Consider the following 17,673-nt stretch of genomic DNA (forward strand, 5'->3'; position numbering starts at 1 on the left):
AGCCTGATGCTTAAATTTATGAGTGAACTTGATTTGGGGAATCAAGTCTTTTTTAGCTCATTTGACCTCAATTGTGATAAAATAGAGGTGAACGATTTTTTACAATGAATGATAAAAATAGAGGTAAATATGACAATCGGTATTGATAAGATTGGTTTTGCGACCAGTCAATACGTTTTGAAATTACAAGATTTAGCAGAAACCCGAGGAATTGATCCTGAAAAATTGAGTAAAGGACTCCTTTTAAAAGAATTGAGTATCGCTCCTTTAACAGAGGATATTGTTACCTTGGCTGCTAGTGCAGGAAATTCTATCCTGACTGAAGAAGATAAGCAAGAGATTGATATGGTTATTGTAGCGACAGAGTCTGGGGTTGACCAGAGTAAAGCTGCAGCAGTCTTTGTACACGGTTTGTTAGGAATCCAACCTTTTGCTCGTAGTTTTGAAATCAAGGAAGCTTGCTATGGTGCAACTGCGGCCCTTCACTATGCTAAGTTACATGTAGAAAATTCTCCTAAATCAAAGGTTTTGGTGCTGGCTAGTGATATTGCAAGATATGGTGTCGAAACTCCTGGAGAACCAACTCAAGGTGCAGGATGTGTTGCTATGTTGATTAGCCAAAATCCACGTGTGATGATTTTCAACAATGATAATGTTGCACAAACTCGTGATATTATGGACTTTTGGCGTCCAAACTATTCGACAACACCATTTGTAAATGGGGTTTACTCAACGCAACAATATCTTGATAGTTTAAAAACGACTTGGGAAGAGTACCAAAAGCGTTATGACTGTAACTTGGAGGATTTTGAAGCTGTATGTTTCCACTTGCCATATCCGAAGCTAGCTCTCAAAGGATTGAAAAAAATCCTAGACAAATCCTTGCCTCAAGAGAAGAAGGACTTGCTTCAAAAGCACTTTGATGAATCTATTATTTATAGCCAAAAAGTTGGAAATATCTATACAGGTTCACTCTTCTTAGGTCTCTTGTCTCTTCTTGAAAATTCTGATAGCCTAAAAGCTGGGGATAAGATTGCCCTCTACAGCTATGGTAGTGGTGCTGTATCTGAGTTCTTTAGTGTGGAATTGGTTGAAGGTTTTGAAAAGCAATTGCAGCATAATCGCTTAGAGTTGCTAGACCAACGTCAAGCATTGAGCGTAGCTGGTTATGAACGAATGTTCTTTGAGGAAGCCCACTTAGATGAGTCTGGATCTGCAACGATGTCAGGCTATGAAGGACAAGACTACGCACTGGTTGAGATTGTAGACCACCAACGTCGCTACAGCAAGGTTGAAAAATAATGAAAAAAAATTGGAATGGATTTGCTAAAAAATCAATTCAAGAGCGCCTAGAGTTCGTTAAGTCTCAGGCGCTTACTACTATTGAAGCCCAGGAAAGTCTTGAGCAGAATGAAAATCTCAGTCTAGCAGTTGCGGACCAATTGAGTGAAAATGTGGTGGGGACCTTCTCGCTTCCTTACTCAGTAGTTCCAGAAGTTCTGGTAAATGGTCAGGAGTATACCGTTCCCTATGTCACCGAAGAACCATCTGTTGTTGCTGCAGCTAGTTTTGCAAGCAAAATTATCAAAAGAGCAGGCGGTTTTACTGCTCAGGTTCACCAACGTCAAATGATCGGTCAAGTGGCTCTCTATCAAGTCCCAGATAGTGACCAAGCTCGTCAGGCTATTCTGAGTCAAAAGTCGGAACTGATGGAACTGGCAAATCAAGCCTATCCCTCTATTGTCAAACGTGGTGGTGGGGCCAGAGAGCTAACAGTTGAAAAAATTTCTGGTGAGGCTGACTTTCTAGTAGTTTATCTCCATGTCGATACTCAGGAAGCCATGGGAGCTAATATGCTCAATACCATGCTTGAAGCTTTAAAACCAAGTCTAGAGGCTCTAAGTCAAGGGCAAAGTTTAATGGGAATCTTATCCAACTATGCCACAGATTCTCTAGTAACTGCAACTTGTCGCATCGCCTTTCGTTATTTGAGTCGCCAGAAGGATGAAGCGCGTGAGTTGGCAGAAAAAATGGTTTTAGCCAGTCAGTTTGCTCAGGCAGATCCTTATCGAGCAGCGACTCACAACAAGGGAATCTTTAACGGAATTGATGCTCTCTTGATTGCTACTGGAAACGATTGGCGTGCCATTGAAGCGGGAGCGCATGCCTATGCGAGTCATGATGGTGCTTATCGAGGACTCAGTCGTTGGACGATGGATTTGGAAAGTGAAGAGCTTATTGGAGAGATGACCATGCCGATGCCAGTTGCCACCAAGGGTGGATCTATTGGTCTCAATCCTCGAGTCGTACTCAGTCATGAGTTGCTAGGTCATCCATCTGCCAAAGAATTGGCTCAAATTATCGTGTCAATTGGTCTTGCACAAAACTTTGCAGCCCTTAAGGCTTTGGTCAGTACAGGGATTCAGCATGGACACATGAAACTTCAGGCAAAATCGTTAGCACTTTTAGCAGGTGCGACTGAGGCAGAAGTACCTAAGCTAGTAGAAAACTTGATTGCTGAAAAAACTTTTAATTTAGAAAAAGCCCAAACTCTTTTGAAAAACTTAAGATCATAAGAAAAACTCAGACGAATTTAGTCTGAGCTTTTTGTTTATACTCAATGAAAATCAAAGAACAAACTAGGAAGCTAGCCGCAGGCTGCTCAAAACACTGTTTTGAGGTTGCAGATGGAAGCTGACGTGGTTTGAAGAGATTTTCGAAGAGGATTAAATACTTTTACCTGGTAAGAGGCTGACTGGTAAGAAATAACCGGTTGTGGCAACTTCTTTTCCTTCGATTTTTTGAAGGAGTAAATCAACTGTCAGGCGAGCAATTTCTTCTAAAGGTTGTTTAATGGTAGTGAGGTGAGGGTAGAAATTCTCAATAAAATAAGTTCCATCATAACCAATAACCTTAAGTTGTTCTGGAACAGAAATACCAAGTTCCTGAGCGATCTTCATCACCAAGATGGCTGTCAAATCATCCGATGCGAAAATAGCATCTGGTTTTTGTTTGGTTAGGATAGTTTTGATTTCCATTTCCTTGCGGAGGGGTGAAAAGTCACTGGAAATATTGATGATGGGAGCTTTTGGGAAGATAGAAGCAAAGCCTGCATGACGAAGTCCAGTTGGAGAATTGGAGTTATCATTACCTGTAATCATAATGACAGACTTAGCTCCAGTTTTCTCTAAAGTTTGAGCTGCAAGGACTCCACCAGCATAGTTATCAGAAGAAACGACAGGAATGTCAGGCGATAGGTTTCGGTCAAAAGAAATGATAGGAGCTGTTACGCGATTGTAGTCTTCAATTCCCAAGTTATGGCTACCAGAGATAATGCCGTCCACTTGATTAGCTTCTAGCATTTCAAGATATTCACGTTCTTTTTCCGAATCGTGCTCACTGTTACAGATGATTGTCTTGTAGCCTTTTTTGAAGAGTTCGTGTTCCAATTTGTCAATCAATTCAGCATAGAAAACATGGCTGATTTTTGGAAAAATCAACCCAATTAACTTGGCTGATTTCCCTTGGAGGCTACGAGCTAGGTTGTTGGGTTTATAACCCAACTCCCGCATAGCTTCATTGACCTTTTGAATAGTTTTTTCAGACAGATAACCTTTTTTATTGATAACACGTGAAACAGTAGTAGGGCTGACGCCAGCTAATTTTGCGACATCAGTTAGTTTTGCGACCATATTCTAATTCGTAGTAAGTTCCAGTTGGGTTTCCAGATTTAATGAGGATTCCATTTTGATCTTCATGAGGGAAGACACGACCAGAAAATACTTTTTCTCCTTTATTGATGAAAATTTCAAAGACTGAATTATCGATGAAGATATTTACAGTAGTAGCTTGGTTGTCGATTGAACATGAGCGAGTAGTTCCAAATTCTTGAGCATATTGCTCACCTGCTTGACTGCGGTCAACAGTAACTTGACCCTTGACAAGGTCGAAATTGATAGAGAGTCCTTTGCCATCTTTATCAGCAAGAAGAACGATTTCACTTTGACTATCAGCTTCTAAGTTAAGCTCAAGCTCGTAGGTGTTTTTAGTTTTAGAACGATTTGAAAATTCCTCTTCTGAAGCACGGAGTTCTTTGATAGCAGCTACAGGATACTGATAGAGTTTGCCATCTTTAATGGTAAGTTCCTTGACCAATGAGAAAGTTCCTTGGTGATCAAAACGGTCAGATGGATAAGATACATCTGGTAGACCAAGCCAACTAACAGCAAGTGCACGTCCATCAGGCGCATTGAAGGCTTGAGTAGCGTATGCTTCAAACCCATAATCGAGGTTGTGTAGTTCAGATACATCTACCATACGTGCATTTTCAGGATCAAAGGAAGCACCGATTTTATACATATTTGGATAGATGTTGTCATAGTCAAGAACCTTTTTATCCAAACCTTGTGGGCAGTAGAGAAGGACGGGTTGTTCTCCGACAAAGACAAGATTCGGGCACTCCATCATATAGGCAGTACGGTCGTTGTTGAAGTCCAAATCACCAACTTCTTGCCAGTTTGTATAATCATTATCGACAGCTTTGTAGAGACGGACAAAACCTTTTTTCTCCAAGTCTTGTCCACCAACGATTGCGTAGTATTGTCCTTTAAAGTTAAAAATCTGTGGATCGCGGAAGTGGTCAGTAGCATCAGCAGGCTGATCAATCAAGATCTTATCAATCTTTTTAATATTTCCATCCTTATCCATCAAGGCACCAATCTGATAAGGGTGGCGAACCCAATTTTCATCACGGACATTTCCTGTATAGAATAGGAACAATTGATCACCAAACTGCATAGCAGATCCTGAGTAAGCGCCGTGGCTATCCAGTGGAGTATCAGGTAAGATTTTTACACCTGTTTCAGTAAAGTGCACCAAATCGTCACTCTCAAGTTGAACCCAAGATTTCAAGCCGTGGGCTGCTCCAAAGGGGAAGTTTTGGTAAAATACAATCCACTTACCATCAAAATAAGAAAACCCATTTGGATCGTTGAGAAGTCCTTCCTTTGGTTCAATGTGATAGCTGACATGCCATGGGGATTGCGCCATCTTTTCTTGGGTTTCTTTTCTTTCTTCTTGTGTCCAATCTTCATAACGTCTGTAACGACGTTCAGTAGTCCATTCCATTTCTATTTCCTCCATAAAATTCTACTACCTTTATAGTAAACGTTTCCTTATAAAAAAGCAAGTCTTTTACACTAAATTAACGAAAAAAATGTCAAACGTTTGACAGAATGCAGAAGCACTATTTTATGAAAAACAATGAAAATATGAAAGTTTTTGAAAATTTAAAAGTAAAAACCTTGAGTTTATAGGGTATTTATTGCTGTATTGATGAAAAAAATAGCAAAAACAATCAAAAAATAAAAATTAGCAAAATTTTTCTGCAAAACGCTTGACATATTTTTTAAACGTGATAGAATAATATTCGTAGGGCGGATAAAATCGCTTTCAAACAAGAAAAAAATTTTATAAGGAGATTTTTGCAAATGACGAATACAGAAATTGCAAAAAAAGTCATCGAAGCCTTGGGCGGACGTGAGAATGTTAACAGTGTAGCTCACTGTGCGACTCGCCTTCGTGTTATGGTTAAAGATGAAGCGAAGATTAACAAAGATGCTATCGAGAGCTTGGAAAAAGTTCAAGGTGCTTTCTTTAACTCAGGTCAATACCAAATCATCTTTGGTACTGGTACAGTAAACAAGATGTACGATGAAGTCGTAGCTCTTGGTTTGCCAACTTCAACAAAAGCTGAAATGAAAGCAGAAGCTGCTAAACAAGGAAATTGGTTCCAACGTGCCATCCGTACTTTCGGTGACGTCTTCGTTCCAATCATTCCAGTTATCGTAGCAACTGGTCTCTTCATGGGGGTTCGAGGTCTCTTGAACGCACTTGGAATGACACTTCCAGAAGATGTTACAACTTACACTCAAATCTTGACTGACACAGCATTCATTATCTTGCCAGGTTTGGTTGTTTGGTCAACTTTCCGTGTATTCGGTGGTAACCCAGCCGTTGGTATCGTTCTTGGTATGATGCTCGTTTCTGGTTCACTTCCAAATGCCTGGGCTGTTGCGTCTGGTGGTGAAGTGACTGCTATGAACTTCTTCGGGTTTATCCCAGTTGTAGGTTTGCAAGGTTCAGTTCTTCCAGCCTTCATTATCGGGGTTGTCGGAGCTAAATTTGAAAAAGCTGTTCGTAAGGTTGTTCCAGATGTACTTGACCTCTTGGTAACACCGTTCGTAACACTCCTCGTAATGTCAATTCTTGGTTTGTTTGTTATCGGACCAGTCTTCCACGTTGTTGAAAACTATATCCTTCTTGGAACAAAAGCTATCCTTAACTTGCCATTTGGTCTTGGTGGTTTCTTGATTGGTGGAGTTCACCAAGTTATCGTCGTATCAGGTGTTCACCACATCTTCAACTTGCTTGAAGTTCAATTGCTTGCTGCTGACCATGTCAACCCATTCAACGCTATCATCACAGCTGCCATGACTGCTCAAGGTGCTGCAACAGTAGCCGTTGGTGTGAAAACTAAAAATCCTAAACTTAAAACACTTGCTTTCCCAGCTGCTCTTTCTGCCTTCCTAGGTATTACTGAGCCTGCTATCTTCGGGGTTAACTTGCGTTTCCGTAAACCATTCTTCCTTTCATTGATCGCTGGTGCAGTCGGTGGTGGACTTGCTTCAATCCTTGGTCTTGCTGGTACTGGTAATGGTATCACAATCATCCCTGGTACAATGCTTTACATTGGTAACGGACAACTTCCACAATACCTTCTTATGGTAGCTGTATCATTCGCTCTTGGTTTTGCTCTTACTTACATGTTTGGTTATGAAGATGAAACAGAAGTGGCTTCAGAAGCTACAACTGAACGTTTAGCTGACGAAGCAGTAACTGGTACTGTTGTTGCACCTAGCGAAGGTGTCATCCAAACACCAATCGTTGGTGACGTCGTTGCCCTTTCAGATGTTAATGACCCAGTCTTCTCAAGTGGAGCTATGGGACAAGGTATCGCTGTAAAACCTAGTCAAGATGTTGTTTACGCACCAGCTGATGCTGAAGTGACAATCGTCTTCCCAACAGGACATGCTTATGGTTTGAAAACTGCAAACGGAGCTGAAATCTTGATCCACGTGGGTATCGACACTGTTTCAATGAACGGTGAAGGATTTGACCAAAAAGTTGCTCAAGGTGACAAGGTTAAAGCTGGAGATGTTCTTGGAACATTTGACTCAGCTAAGATTGCTGCTGCAGGCCTTGATAATACAACAATGGTTATCGTGACAAACACTGCAGACTTTGCTTCAGTAAATCCAGTTGCTTCTGGATCAGTTGCTAAGGGGGATGCAATCATCGAAGTTAAAGCTTAATACTCTTCGAAAATCAAATTCAAACTGCGTCATACTCGCTTTGCCGTATGTATGTGTTACTGACTTCGTCAGTTCTATCTACAACCTCAAAGCTGTACTTTGAGCAACCTGCAGCTCGATTCCTAGTTTGTTCTTTGATTTTCATTAAGTATACTACTGTCGATTTAATAAAACAAAAAAACGAACAAATGTCATGTTTGTTCGTTTTTGATTGAATCTTAAAATTTACAGAGGAAAAACTAAAATATTGAGCAACTTTTCCTCCATGAAATATGCTATAATAGAGAAAATAAAAACTAGAGGTTTATCATGACAAAATTATATGGAAGCTTGGAAGCGGGCGGTACAAAATTTGTCTGTGCTGTCGGTGATGAAAACTTTAACATTGTAGAGAAAACACAATTCCCAACAACAACTCCTATCGAGACAATCGATAAAACTATCGAGTTCTTTTCAAAATTTGATAATCTTGCAGGTCTTGCAATTGGTTCATTTGGTCCAATTGATATCGACAAAAATTCAAAAACTTACGGTTTTATCACAACTACACCAAAACCTCACTGGGCGAATGTTGACTTGCTTGGCGCTCTCCGTCGCGCTCTAAATGTGCCAATGTACTTCACAACAGACGTAAACAGCTCTGCCTACGGCGAAGTAGTAGCACGTAATAACGCTGGGGGACGTATTGAAAACTTGGTTTACTACACAATCGGTACAGGTATCGGAGCTGGTGTTATCCAACGTGGTGAGTTTATTGGTGGTGTTGGACACCCTGAGATGGGACACTACTATGTGGCTAGACACCCGATGGATATTGAAAAAGAGTTCAAGGGTGTTTGTCCTTTCCATAAGGGATGTCTGGAAGGCTATGCAGCTGGTCCAAGTTTGGAAGCTCGTACAGGTGTTCGTGGGGAAAACATTGAACTCAACAACCCTGTTTGGGATGTTCAAGCCTACTATATCGCTCAAGCCGCGGTTAATGCTACTGTAACTTTCCGACCAGATGTCATCGTCTTTGGTGGTGGGGTTATGGCCCAACAACACATGCTTGACCGTGTACGTGAAAAATTCACATCTCTTCTCAATGGTTACCTACCAGTTCCCGATGTGCGTGACTATATCGTAACACCAGCTGTTGCAGGTAATGGTTCAGCTACACTTGGAAACTTCGTTCTTGCTAAGAGCGTAGCAAAATAAGTAAAAAAATGAGGTCGAGATTTATCTCGGCCTCTTTCTTTAGTCTTTTTCAATTTTCGTTTCCTGATGGAATATATTTTGCCAAGTTTCATGTCTGCGCCAGATACTTGTATGGATGGTGTCACCAACCTGATAGCGGATGAGTTTTGTCTTCTGACTAATGGATGTCAAGTGAAGTTCCTTGATAGCAGAGGTTAATTCTTTTTCCTCCTTATAGGCTTCCTTGTCTAGTTCTAGTCCGTCTTGGCGAATATAAATGAAATCTTCAGCCAGTAATTCTTCCAATTGATTTCCTTGGTCAATTAGTTGCTCTCTCATGAGCAATTTTTTATAGACATTATCAAGGATTTCATCCTCAGGGATTGGTGCTGGTTCGATATGAATGTCTGTATCAAAGACACCAAAGCGTTCTGATAACATTGATTCAACCTGGTCCGCAATTTCGTGACTCTCATAAACAGAGAGATCTGGGTTCATTTCCAGAGTAATGTCCAGATAAATGTTGCTTCCGTAAGTACGACCGCGTTGAGATTTGACCTTGCTAATCTTAGGAATTTCCATGATAGCTTTTTGGTAATCTTCGAGCAAGTGTTCATCAAAACCATCAGAAAGGCTGAAGGATGACTCGATAAAGATATCATAAGCAGTTTTAAGAATAAAGAAGGTAATGATAATCGCAACCAACTTATCCACGATTGGATAGTTAAAGCTACTAGCCAGGATAGCAATAGAAGTTCCAAGAGAAGTCACAGCATCTGACAAATTGTCCTTGGCTGCTGTCTTGAGAGCTTTGGACTTAGCTTGCTTGCTCAGATGGGTATTGTAGAGATAAACGGCAAACATGATGATAGCAGAGATGATTCCCAGAGTCGCCCCAAGTGGGTCAATGACCGTTTGCTCTCGGCTGAGTATCTTTTGAATGGTGTCCCGTAGAACATCAAAACCAACGTAAAACATGATGATGGAAGTGATGAGACTTGCCAAGTCCTCTATTTTCCAGTGGCCGAAGCGATGATCTCTATCTGCCGGTTGGCGAGCCAAACGAATCCCGATTAGAAGGGCCACGTTTCCGACGATATCTGAAACGTTGTTAAAACCATCGGCCACCAAACTGGATGAATGGAGGAGGTGGCCAGTTGCTAGCTTAGCTGCAGACAAGAAAAGGTAGGTCAAGATGCTTATAATAGCACCTCGTTCAGCTAATTTCAAGTTTGAAACGGATTGATTCATCTGACTCTCTTCCTAGAATTTTTGTATTCTATCATTATACTGGTTTTGTAAGGAAAATTCAAATGGAGCGCGAATAATCCCACCCCAGCACTTGAAAACTTTTGAAATTCTGATATAATAGAACTACTCAAGGGAGTAGCTGGCGGTTAACCGCGATAGTGTCGTCATTACGAATTATTTCCGGCACTATATTAAACAGCGAGACTTGTTTTTTTAAAAAACAGGTCTCTTTTTTTGTAAAAAGAGGCCAAAAAGGAGGAGACTGTTTTGTCAAAAGAACAAAATAAAGACTTGTTTTATACACAAGCCTCAGAGGAAGTCCTAAAGAACTTGGACTCATCTATCGAAGGTTTATCAACTGCTCAAGCTCAAGAACGCTTAGCGACTTATGGTCGTAATGAGTTGGAAGAGGGAGAGAAACGTAGCCTACTAGCTAAATTCCTTGATCAATTTAAGGATTTGATGATTATCATCTTGCTTGCGGCAGCGGCACTTTCTGTGATTACAGAAGGAATGGACGGTCTAACGGATGCCATTATCATCTTGGCCGTTGTTGTCTTGAATGCTGCCTTTGGGGTTTACCAAGAAGGGCAAGCAGAAGCAGCCATTGAAGCTCTGAAAAATATGTCTAGCCCGATGGCTCGTGTTCGTCGTGATGGTCATGTGATTGAGATTGACTCAAAAGAATTGGTGCCTGGGGACATCGTCTTGCTTGAAGCAGGAGATGTCGTGCCTGCAGATATGCGTTTGTTTGAAGCAGCTTCCCTTAAAATTGAAGAAGCAGCTCTTACAGGGGAGTCTGTCCCAGTTGAAAAAGATGTGACAGGACTTGTTGAAGCAGATGCTGGTATCGGGGATCGTGTTAACATGGGTTACCAAAACTCAAACGTAACTTACGGTCGTGGTATTGGGGTCGTGACCAACACTGGTATGTATACAGAAGTTGGTAAGATTGCAGATATGTTGGCTAATGCTGACGAGACAGAGACACCATTGAAGCAAAGCTTGGAACAATTATCTAAGGCCTTGACTTACTTGATTGTTGTGATTGCCGTGATTACTTTCTTGGTTGGTGTATTCGTTCGTGGTGAACATCCGTTGGAAGGCTTGATGGTTGCGGTTGCTCTTGCGGTTGCTGCGATTCCAGAAGGTCTCCCTGCCATTGTAACCATCGTTCTATCTTTGGGAACAACAACCCTTGCCAAACGTAATTCGATTGTTCGTAAATTACCAGCGGTTGAGACTCTCGGTTCAACAGAAATCATCGCGTCTGATAAAACAGGTACCTTGACTATGAACCAAATGACGGTTGAAAAAGTTTATACCAACGGTCAATTGCAAAGTGCAGCAACAGAAATTGGAGCTAGCAACAATACCCTTCGTATTATGAACTTTGCTAATGATACAAAGGTAGACCCATCTGGCAAGTTGATTGGGGACCCAACGGAAACTGCCTTGGTACAGTTTGGTCTGGACCACAACTTTGACGTCCGTGAAATCTTGCAGGATGAGCCACGTGTGGCTGAATTGCCATTTGACTCTGACCGTAAGCTCATGTCTACCATCCATAAGGAAGCAGACGGTTCTTACTTTATCGCTGTCAAGGGGGCTCCTGACCAATTGCTCAAGCGCGTGACTCGTATTGAAGTCAATGGGGAAGTTCGCCCAATCACAGAAGAAGATAAAAATGCTATCCTTGCAACTAACAAAGAATTGGCCAAACAAGCTCTTCGTGTCTTGATGATGGCTTATAAGACAAGCAATGAAATCCCAACCTTGGAATCTGAAATTGTTGAATCTGATCTCATTTTCTCTGGTTTGGTCGGCATGATTGACCCTGAGCGTCCAGAAGCTGCAGAAGCTGTTCGTGTCGCTAAGGAAGCAGGTATCCGTCCAATCATGATCACAGGTGACCACCAAGATACAGCGGAAGCAATCGCTAAACGTCTTGGTATCATCGATCCAAATGACACAGAAGATCATGTCTTCACTGGTGCTGAGTTGAATGAACTCACTGATGAAGAATTCCAAAAAGTCTTCAAGCAATACTCTGTTTATGCTCGTGTATCACCTGAGCATAAGGTTCGTATCGTGAAAGCATGGCAAAAAGAAGGTAAAGTTGTTGCCATGACAGGTGATGGAGTCAACGATGCGCCATCACTTAAGACAGCTGACATCGGTATCGGTATGGGGATTACTGGTACAGAAGTTTCTAAGGGAGCTTCTGATATGGTCCTTGCTGATGATAACTTTGCAACCATTATCGTAGCGGTAGAAGAAGGACGTAAGGTCTTCTCAAATATCCAAAAATCCATCCAATACCTCTTGTCTGCTAATATGGCTGAGGTCTTCACCATCTTCTTTGCAACCTTATTTGGTTGGGATGTGCTTCAACCAGTGCATTTGCTATGGATTAACCTGGTAACAGATACACTACCAGCCATCGCCCTAGGCGTTGAACCAGCTGAACCAGGTGTTATGACCCACAAACCTCGTGGTCGTAAGTCTAACTTCTTTGATGGTGGTGTCTTCGGAGCAATCATTTATCAAGGAATCTTCCAAACCATGCTAGTTCTAGGTGTTTATGGTTGGGCTCTTCTTTTCCCAGAGCACCAAAGTCATACTGAAATCCATGCGGATGCCCTTACCATGGCTTTTGCAACTCTCGGTTTGATCCAATTGCTCCATGCCTTTAACGTTAAGTCGGTTTACCAATCTATCTTTAAAGTGGGACTCTTTACTAACAAGACCTTTAACTGGTCTATCCCAGTTGCCTTCGTCCTCTTTGTGGTGACAATTTTGGTTCCTGGATTTAATAATCTCTTCCACGTGTCACATTTGAGTTTGACTCAATGGATGGTGGTCGCTGTAGGAGCGCTTATGATTGTAGTCCTTGTTGAGATTGTCAAAGCAGTACAACGAGCACTTGGAAAAGATAAAAACGCTATTTAAGCATTATGAAAGTCATCTTCAGATGGCTTTTTGTTTATATATAAAGATAAACTGAAATAATACTCAATGAAAATCAAAGAGTAAACTAGGAAGAGAGCCGCAGACTGTACTTGAGTACGGCAAGGTGAAGCTGACGTGGTTTAAATTTGATTTTCGAAGAGTATAATTTTGTGCTATAATCAAGGAGAACGATATGGTATGGAGGAAAGAATCTTGGAAAAGAAAATAGTAAAAGATATCTTGTTTTTGTCGCAGGTATCCCAGCCTGCTAGTCAGGAAGATTTACCCCTAGCAAAGGATTTGCAGGATACCCTATTGGTTAACCGAGAAACCTGTGTTGGACTAGCGGCCAATATGATTGGGGTACAAAAACGTGTCATTATTTTTAATATCGGAATGATTCCCATGGTTATGTTTAATCCAGTTCTCCAATCTTTTGAAGGACCATACGAGACAGAGGAAGGTTGTTTGTCTTTGACAGGTGTAAGACCAATCACTCGGTATGAACAGATTACCGTGACTTATCGGGATATCCATTGGCAAGAGCAAACCATTACCCTGACAGGTTTTCCAGCTCAGATTTGTCAGCATGAACTAGATCATTTAGAAGGTCGTATTATTTAGGCTCAAATCCTTGGTGCTACTAGAAAAATATGCTACACTAAGACTATGAAAATTCTAATCCCAACCGCAAAAGAAATGAATATCGAAATCCCTAGTTTAGAGGCTAAACCATTGCGTCCTGAAAGTCAGGCAGTGCTGGATGCATTAGCGACATATTCTGCCCAAGAGCTGGAAAGTTTTTACAAAATTTCTGCTGAAAAAGCACAAGAGGAGTATGACCATATCCAGGCCTTAAAAACTGGCACTGAAAAAAACTATCCAGCCTTGCACCTCTTTGATGGACTCATGTATCGCAACATCAAACGGGACAATCTAACCAAGGTTGAACAAGCCTATCTGGAGAAACACCTCATGATAACGTCAGCTCTTTACGGTGTGATTCCAGCCTTTGCACCGATTGCACCTCACAGACTAGACTTTTTGATGAAGCTTAAAATTGCTGGGAAAAGCCTGAAAAGTCATTGGCAGTCAGCTTATGAAGAGTCGGTGAAGGGTGAAGAACTAATCTTTTCACTCTTGTCTTCGGAATTTGAAACTGTCTTTCCTAAAGAAATCCGTGAGAAAATGGTGACCTTCAAGTTTATGGAAGAGCGAGATGGTAAACTTAAAATCCACTCTACTATTTCTAAAAAATCCCGAGGAGCCTTTTTGACAGCCTTGATGGAAGGTCAGGTAACTTCGGTTGAAGAGATTAAAAAGCTCAGCTTTGCGGGTTTCAATTATCGAGAAGACTTGTCTGGTGACAAGGAAATGGTCTTTGTAAAATAGATTGAAAATAGCGTCTGCTCTTGATTGAATCAGGGCAGGCTTTTTTATGATTTGATGCTTCTATTTTTAGTTCAGAATGGTAGGAATTTTCTCACAATTTTGGTATAATAGGACTATTAGAAAATTTCAAGGAGACAAACATGTCAGTTAAAATTGCTTTACTTGGATTTGGTACAGTAGCCAGTGGTGTACCATTCTTGCTAAAGGAAAATGGAGAAAAAATTGTTCAAGCAGCACATTCAGAAATTGAAGTAGCCAAAGTTTTGGTCAAAGACGATGAAGAGAAAGCACGCTTGCTTGAAGTAGGAAATGATTTTAATTTTGTAACAAATATTGACGAAATTTTGTCAGATAAAGACATTGCGATTGTTGTTGAGTTGATGGGACGTATCGAACCGGCAAAAACATTTATCACTCGTGCCTTAGAAGCAGGGAAACATGTCGTGACAGCCAACAAGGACCTTTTGGCTGTTCATGGTGCAGAATTGCTTGAGATTGCCAAAGCTCATAATGTTGCTCTTTATTATGAAGCAGCTGTTGCGGGAGGAATTCCAATCCTTCGTACCTTGGTTAACTCACTAGCATCAGACAAAATCACTCGTGTTCTTGGTGTTGTCAATGGAACATCTAACTTCATGATGACCAAAATGGTAGAAGAAGGCTGGTCTTATGAAGATGCTTTGGCAGAAGCCCAACGACTTGGTTTTGCTGAAAGCGACCCAACCAATGATGTGGACGGGATTGATGCAGCCTACAAGATGGTCATCCTCAGCCAGTTTGCATTTGGGATGAATGTCAAATTTGAAGATGTTGCCCACCAAGGAATCCGCAATATCACTCCAGAAGATGTGGCAGTTGCCCAAGATCTTGGGTATGTGGTTAAATTAGTAGGTTCTATCGAAGAAACAGCTTCTGGAATCGCTGCCGAGGTTACTCCAACCTTCCTTCCTAAAGCTCATCCACTCGCAAGTGTTAACGGTGTTATGAATGCGGTCTTTGTGGAATCTATCGGTATCGGCGAGTCTATGTACTATGGACCAGGTGCAGGTCAAAAACCAACTGCAACAAGCGTTGTAGCTGATATTGCCCGTATCGTTCGTCGTTTGAATGACGGCACCATTGGCAAAGCCTTTAACGAATACCATCGTGACCTTGTTTTGGCTCAGCCAGAAGATGTCAAAGCCAACTACTATTTCTCAATCTTGGCTCCAGATTCAAAAGGTCAGATCTTGAAATTGGCTGAGCTCTTTAATGCGGAAGATATCTCCTTCAAGCAAATCCTTCAAGATGGTAAGCAAGAAGGCAAAGCTCGTATTGTCATCATCACTCATAAGATCAACAAGGCGCAACTTGAAAATATTACAGCAGCTTTGAAGGGTGTAGCCGAGTTTGAACTTCTCAACACCTTCAAGGTTTTAGGAGACTAAGATGAAGATTATTGTACCTGCTACAAGTGCCAATGTGGGTCCTGGTTTTGACTCTGTTGGTGTAGCTGTAACTAAGTATCTAGAAATTCAGGTTTGTGAGGAACGTGAAGAATGGATGATTGAGCATCAACTAGGCAAATGGATTCCACGTGATGAACGTAATCTTTTGCTGAAGATTGCTCTACAAATTGTTCCAGACCTCCAACCTAGACGTCTGAAGATGGTCAGTGATATTCCTCTTGCGCGTGGACTTGGTTCTTCTAGTTCAGTCATCGTTGCAGGAATTGAGCTGGCAAATCAATTAGGGAACCTAAAATTAACGGATCACGATAAGTTGCAATTGGCGACTAAGATTGAAGGACATCCTGATAATGTTGCACCTGCTATCTATGGAAATCTGGTCATTGCAAGCTCAGTCGAGGGTCAGGTTTCAGCGGTTGTGGCGCCTTTTCCAGAGTGTGCCTTTCTAGCCTACATTCCAAATTATGAATTGCGTACTCGAGATAGTCGTGGTGTCTTGCCTAAGAAACTTTCTTATAAAGAAGCTGTTGCAGCAAGTTCTATCGCCAATGTAGCTATTGCAGCCTTGCTGACTGGAGACATGGTCAAAGCAGGACAAGCTATTGAGAGTGATCTTTTCCACGAGCGTTACCGCCAAGATTTGGTGCGAGAATTTGCGACAATTAAAAAAGTTGCCAAGAGAAACGGTGCTTATGCGACCTACTTGTCTGGCGCTGGGCCTACTGTCATGGTTCTAGCTGATCCTGATAAGATGCCTAAGATTAAGGCAGAACTTGAAAAACAACCGTTCAAAGGCAAGCTTCATGATTTGCAAGTAGACACACAAGGCGTTCGCGTCGAAGAAAAATAAATATAGCGATAGGATGGGGAAACTCTCTATTAGAGGGCTTCCTGTCCTTTTTTTGAAAATGAAACGTGGGAACTGATACTCAATGAAAATCAAAGAGCAAACTAGGAAGCGAGCTGCAGGTTGCTCAAAGCACCGCTTTGAGGTTGTAGATAAGACTGACGATATCAGTTACATATATCTACGGCGAGGCGAAGCTGACGTGGTTTGAAGAGATTTTCGAAGAGTATGAAATGTTTCCCGTGTTTATCGACCGATAGACGGTCAAGGAGGATTTGAAATGGCAGAAATATATCTAGCAGGTGGTTGTTTTTGGGGCTTAGAGGAATTCTTTTCCCGTATTTCTGGAGTGTTGCAAACAAGTGTTGGTTATGCCAATGGTCAGGTAGAAACCACCAATTATCAACTGATCAAAGAAACAGATCACGCAGAGACTGTTCAAGTTATTTATGATGAAAAGGCAGTCTCGCTTCGTGAGATTTTACTCTATTATTTCCGAGTTATCGATCCACTATCTGTCAACCAACAAGGAAATGACCGTGGTCGTCAATACCGCACAGGGATTTATTATCAAGATGAAGAGGATTTACCGACTATCAATACAGTAGTTCGTGAACAAGAACTACTCATCGGTCGTAAAATTGCAGTGGAAGTGGAGGAGCTTCGCCACTATATCTTAGCTGAAGACTATCACCAAGACTACCTCAAGAAAAATCCTGGTGGCTATTGCCATATCGATGTGAGAGATGCAGAGAAACCACTGATAGACGCTGCTAACTATGAAAAGCCTAGTCAGGCAATTTTACGAGAAAGTTTGTCAGAAGAGTCCTACCGAGTTACGCAAGAAGCTGCGACGGAAGCTCCTTTTACTAATGCTTATGACCAAACTTTTGAGGAAGGAATTTATGTCGATATCACGACTGGTGAGCCCCTCTTCTTTGCCAAGGATAAGTTTGCCTCAGGCTGTGGTTGGCCAAGTTTTAGCCGTCCAATCTCTAAAGAGCTTATCCACTACTATCAAGACTTGAGTCACGGGATGGAGCGAATTGAAGTTCGTTCACGTTCAGGAAATGCTCACTTGGGACATGTCTTTACAGACGGACCTCAGGAACTAGGTGGTTTACGCTATTGTATCAATTCTGCATCCTTACGATTCATTGCTAAGGATGAAATGGAAGAGGCTGGATATGGCTATCTACTTCCATATTTGAACAAATAAAAAAGATGGTGGTTT

14 protein-coding genes are annotated in these 17,673 nt (G+C 41.5%); 11 read left to right on the forward strand and 3 right to left on the reverse strand.

All coding sequences use genetic code 11. The features are described from left to right. Positions 1-129: 129 nt before the first annotated feature. Positions 130-1,302, forward strand: coding sequence for a hydroxymethylglutaryl-CoA synthase (locus QM911_RS03110; protein ID WP_414313089.1), 1,173 nt, complete (start codon positions 130-132; stop codon positions 1,300-1,302). Further along, positions 1,302-2,576: a hydroxymethylglutaryl-CoA reductase, degradative gene (locus tag QM911_RS03115; RefSeq protein WP_414313090.1), complete on the forward strand. Its 1,275-nt coding sequence runs from the start codon at positions 1,302-1,304 to the stop codon at positions 2,574-2,576. Before QM911_RS03110 ends, QM911_RS03115 begins: the two co-directional genes overlap by 1 nt. Positions 2,577-2,726: 150 nt before the next feature. On the opposite strand, the gene QM911_RS03120 is transcribed toward QM911_RS03115, so the two are convergent. Both QM911_RS03120 and QM911_RS03125 read right to left on the reverse strand, forming a co-directional pair. After that, positions 2,727-3,692 (reverse strand): LacI family DNA-binding transcriptional regulator, encoded by a 966-nt coding sequence (locus QM911_RS03120; RefSeq protein WP_414313091.1) that lies wholly within the window; start codon positions 3,690-3,692, stop codon positions 2,727-2,729. Further along, complete coding sequence (locus QM911_RS03125) at positions 3,673-5,127, reverse strand: sucrose-6-phosphate hydrolase (protein ID WP_414313106.1); 1,455 nt, start codon at positions 5,125-5,127, stop codon at positions 3,673-3,675. The genes QM911_RS03120 and QM911_RS03125 overlap by 20 nt, the downstream gene beginning before the upstream one ends. 362 nt (positions 5,128-5,489) lie before the next feature. Between QM911_RS03125 and QM911_RS03130 the strand changes: the two genes are divergently transcribed. Further along, positions 5,490-7,373 carry a sucrose-specific PTS transporter subunit IIBC gene (locus QM911_RS03130; RefSeq protein WP_414313092.1) on the forward strand — a complete coding sequence of 628 codons (1,884 nt, stop codon included), beginning with the start codon at positions 5,490-5,492 and terminating at the stop codon, positions 7,371-7,373. Between the two features lie 309 nt (positions 7,374-7,682). After that, on the forward strand, positions 7,683-8,570 hold the full coding sequence (scrK, locus tag QM911_RS03135) for a fructokinase ScrK (RefSeq protein WP_414260615.1): 888 nt from the start codon (positions 7,683-7,685) through the stop codon (positions 8,568-8,570). Between the two features lie 39 nt (positions 8,571-8,609). Here the strand turns inward: scrK and QM911_RS03140 are convergent, their stop codons facing one another. Continuing rightward, positions 8,610-9,800, reverse strand: a complete 1,191-nt coding sequence (locus tag QM911_RS03140; RefSeq protein WP_414313093.1) for a cation diffusion facilitator family transporter — start codon at positions 9,798-9,800, stop codon at positions 8,610-8,612. Positions 9,801-10,067: 267 nt separating this feature from the next. Between QM911_RS03140 and QM911_RS03145 the strand changes: the two genes are divergently transcribed. The 7 genes from QM911_RS03145 (at position 10,068) to msrB (ending at position 17,658) form a co-directional block, all read left to right on the forward strand. Further along, positions 10,068-12,752 (forward strand): cation-translocating P-type ATPase, encoded by a 2,685-nt coding sequence (locus tag QM911_RS03145; protein WP_414313094.1) that lies wholly within the window; start codon positions 10,068-10,070, stop codon positions 12,750-12,752. A gap of 213 nt (positions 12,753-12,965) precedes the next feature. After that, the gene (locus tag QM911_RS03150; RefSeq protein ID WP_414313107.1) at positions 12,966-13,376 is read left to right on the forward strand and encodes a peptide deformylase; all 411 of its coding nucleotides are present in this window, start codon (positions 12,966-12,968) and stop codon (positions 13,374-13,376) included. Between the two features lie 45 nt (positions 13,377-13,421). Then, positions 13,422-14,144, forward strand: coding sequence for a peroxide stress protein YaaA (gene yaaA, locus QM911_RS03155; RefSeq protein ID WP_414313095.1), 723 nt, complete (start codon positions 13,422-13,424; stop codon positions 14,142-14,144). Between the two features lie 140 nt (positions 14,145-14,284). Next, positions 14,285-15,571: a homoserine dehydrogenase gene (locus QM911_RS03160; RefSeq protein ID WP_414313096.1), complete on the forward strand. Its 1,287-nt coding sequence runs from the start codon at positions 14,285-14,287 to the stop codon at positions 15,569-15,571. Position 15,572: 1 nt separating this feature from the next. Beyond that, positions 15,573-16,442 (forward strand): homoserine kinase, encoded by an 870-nt coding sequence (thrB, locus tag QM911_RS03165; RefSeq protein WP_414313097.1) that lies wholly within the window; start codon positions 15,573-15,575, stop codon positions 16,440-16,442. An 82-nt stretch (positions 16,443-16,524) separates the two neighbouring features. Then, on the forward strand, positions 16,525-16,650 hold the full coding sequence (locus QM911_RS03170; protein WP_414313098.1) for a hypothetical protein: 126 nt from the start codon (positions 16,525-16,527) through the stop codon (positions 16,648-16,650). 69 nt (positions 16,651-16,719) lie between these two features. Then, positions 16,720-17,658 carry a peptide-methionine (R)-S-oxide reductase MsrB gene (gene msrB / locus QM911_RS03175; protein ID WP_414313099.1) on the forward strand — a complete coding sequence of 313 codons (939 nt, stop codon included), beginning with the start codon at positions 16,720-16,722 and terminating at the stop codon, positions 17,656-17,658. Positions 17,659-17,673: the final 15 nt, after the last annotated feature.

Origin of the sequence: Streptococcus infantis (assembly GCF_047460825.1) — a bacterium.
Taxonomy (GTDB): Bacteria; Bacillota; Bacilli; order Lactobacillales; family Streptococcaceae; genus Streptococcus; species Streptococcus infantis_V.

Excerpts from the sequence above, each read along its gene's own strand:
- QM911_RS03160 (WP_414313096.1), top strand. The coding sequence starts at position 14,285 with ATGTCAGTTAAAATTGCTTTACTTGGATTTGGTACAGTAGCCAGTGGT.
- QM911_RS03120 (WP_414313091.1), bottom strand. The coding sequence starts at position 3,692 with ATGGTCGCAAAACTAACTGATGTCGCAAAATTAGCTGGCGTCAGCCCT.
- msrB (WP_414313099.1), top strand. The coding sequence starts at position 16,720 with ATGGCAGAAATATATCTAGCAGGTGGTTGTTTTTGGGGCTTAGAGGAA.
- yaaA (WP_414313095.1), top strand. The coding sequence starts at position 13,422 with ATGAAAATTCTAATCCCAACCGCAAAAGAAATGAATATCGAAATCCCT.
- QM911_RS03110 (WP_414313089.1), top strand. The coding sequence starts at position 130 with ATGACAATCGGTATTGATAAGATTGGTTTTGCGACCAGTCAATACGTT.
- QM911_RS03140 (WP_414313093.1), bottom strand. The coding sequence starts at position 9,800 with ATGAATCAATCCGTTTCAAACTTGAAATTAGCTGAACGAGGTGCTATT.
- thrB (WP_414313097.1), top strand. The coding sequence starts at position 15,573 with ATGAAGATTATTGTACCTGCTACAAGTGCCAATGTGGGTCCTGGTTTT.
- QM911_RS03125 (WP_414313106.1), bottom strand. The coding sequence starts at position 5,127 with ATGGAATGGACTACTGAACGTCGTTACAGACGTTATGAAGATTGGACA.
- scrK (WP_414260615.1), top strand. The coding sequence starts at position 7,683 with ATGACAAAATTATATGGAAGCTTGGAAGCGGGCGGTACAAAATTTGTC.
- QM911_RS03170 (WP_414313098.1), top strand. The coding sequence starts at position 16,525 with ATGAAAATCAAAGAGCAAACTAGGAAGCGAGCTGCAGGTTGCTCAAAG.
- QM911_RS03130 (WP_414313092.1), top strand. The coding sequence starts at position 5,490 with ATGACGAATACAGAAATTGCAAAAAAAGTCATCGAAGCCTTGGGCGGA.
- QM911_RS03115 (WP_414313090.1), top strand. The coding sequence starts at position 1,302 with ATGAAAAAAAATTGGAATGGATTTGCTAAAAAATCAATTCAAGAGCGC.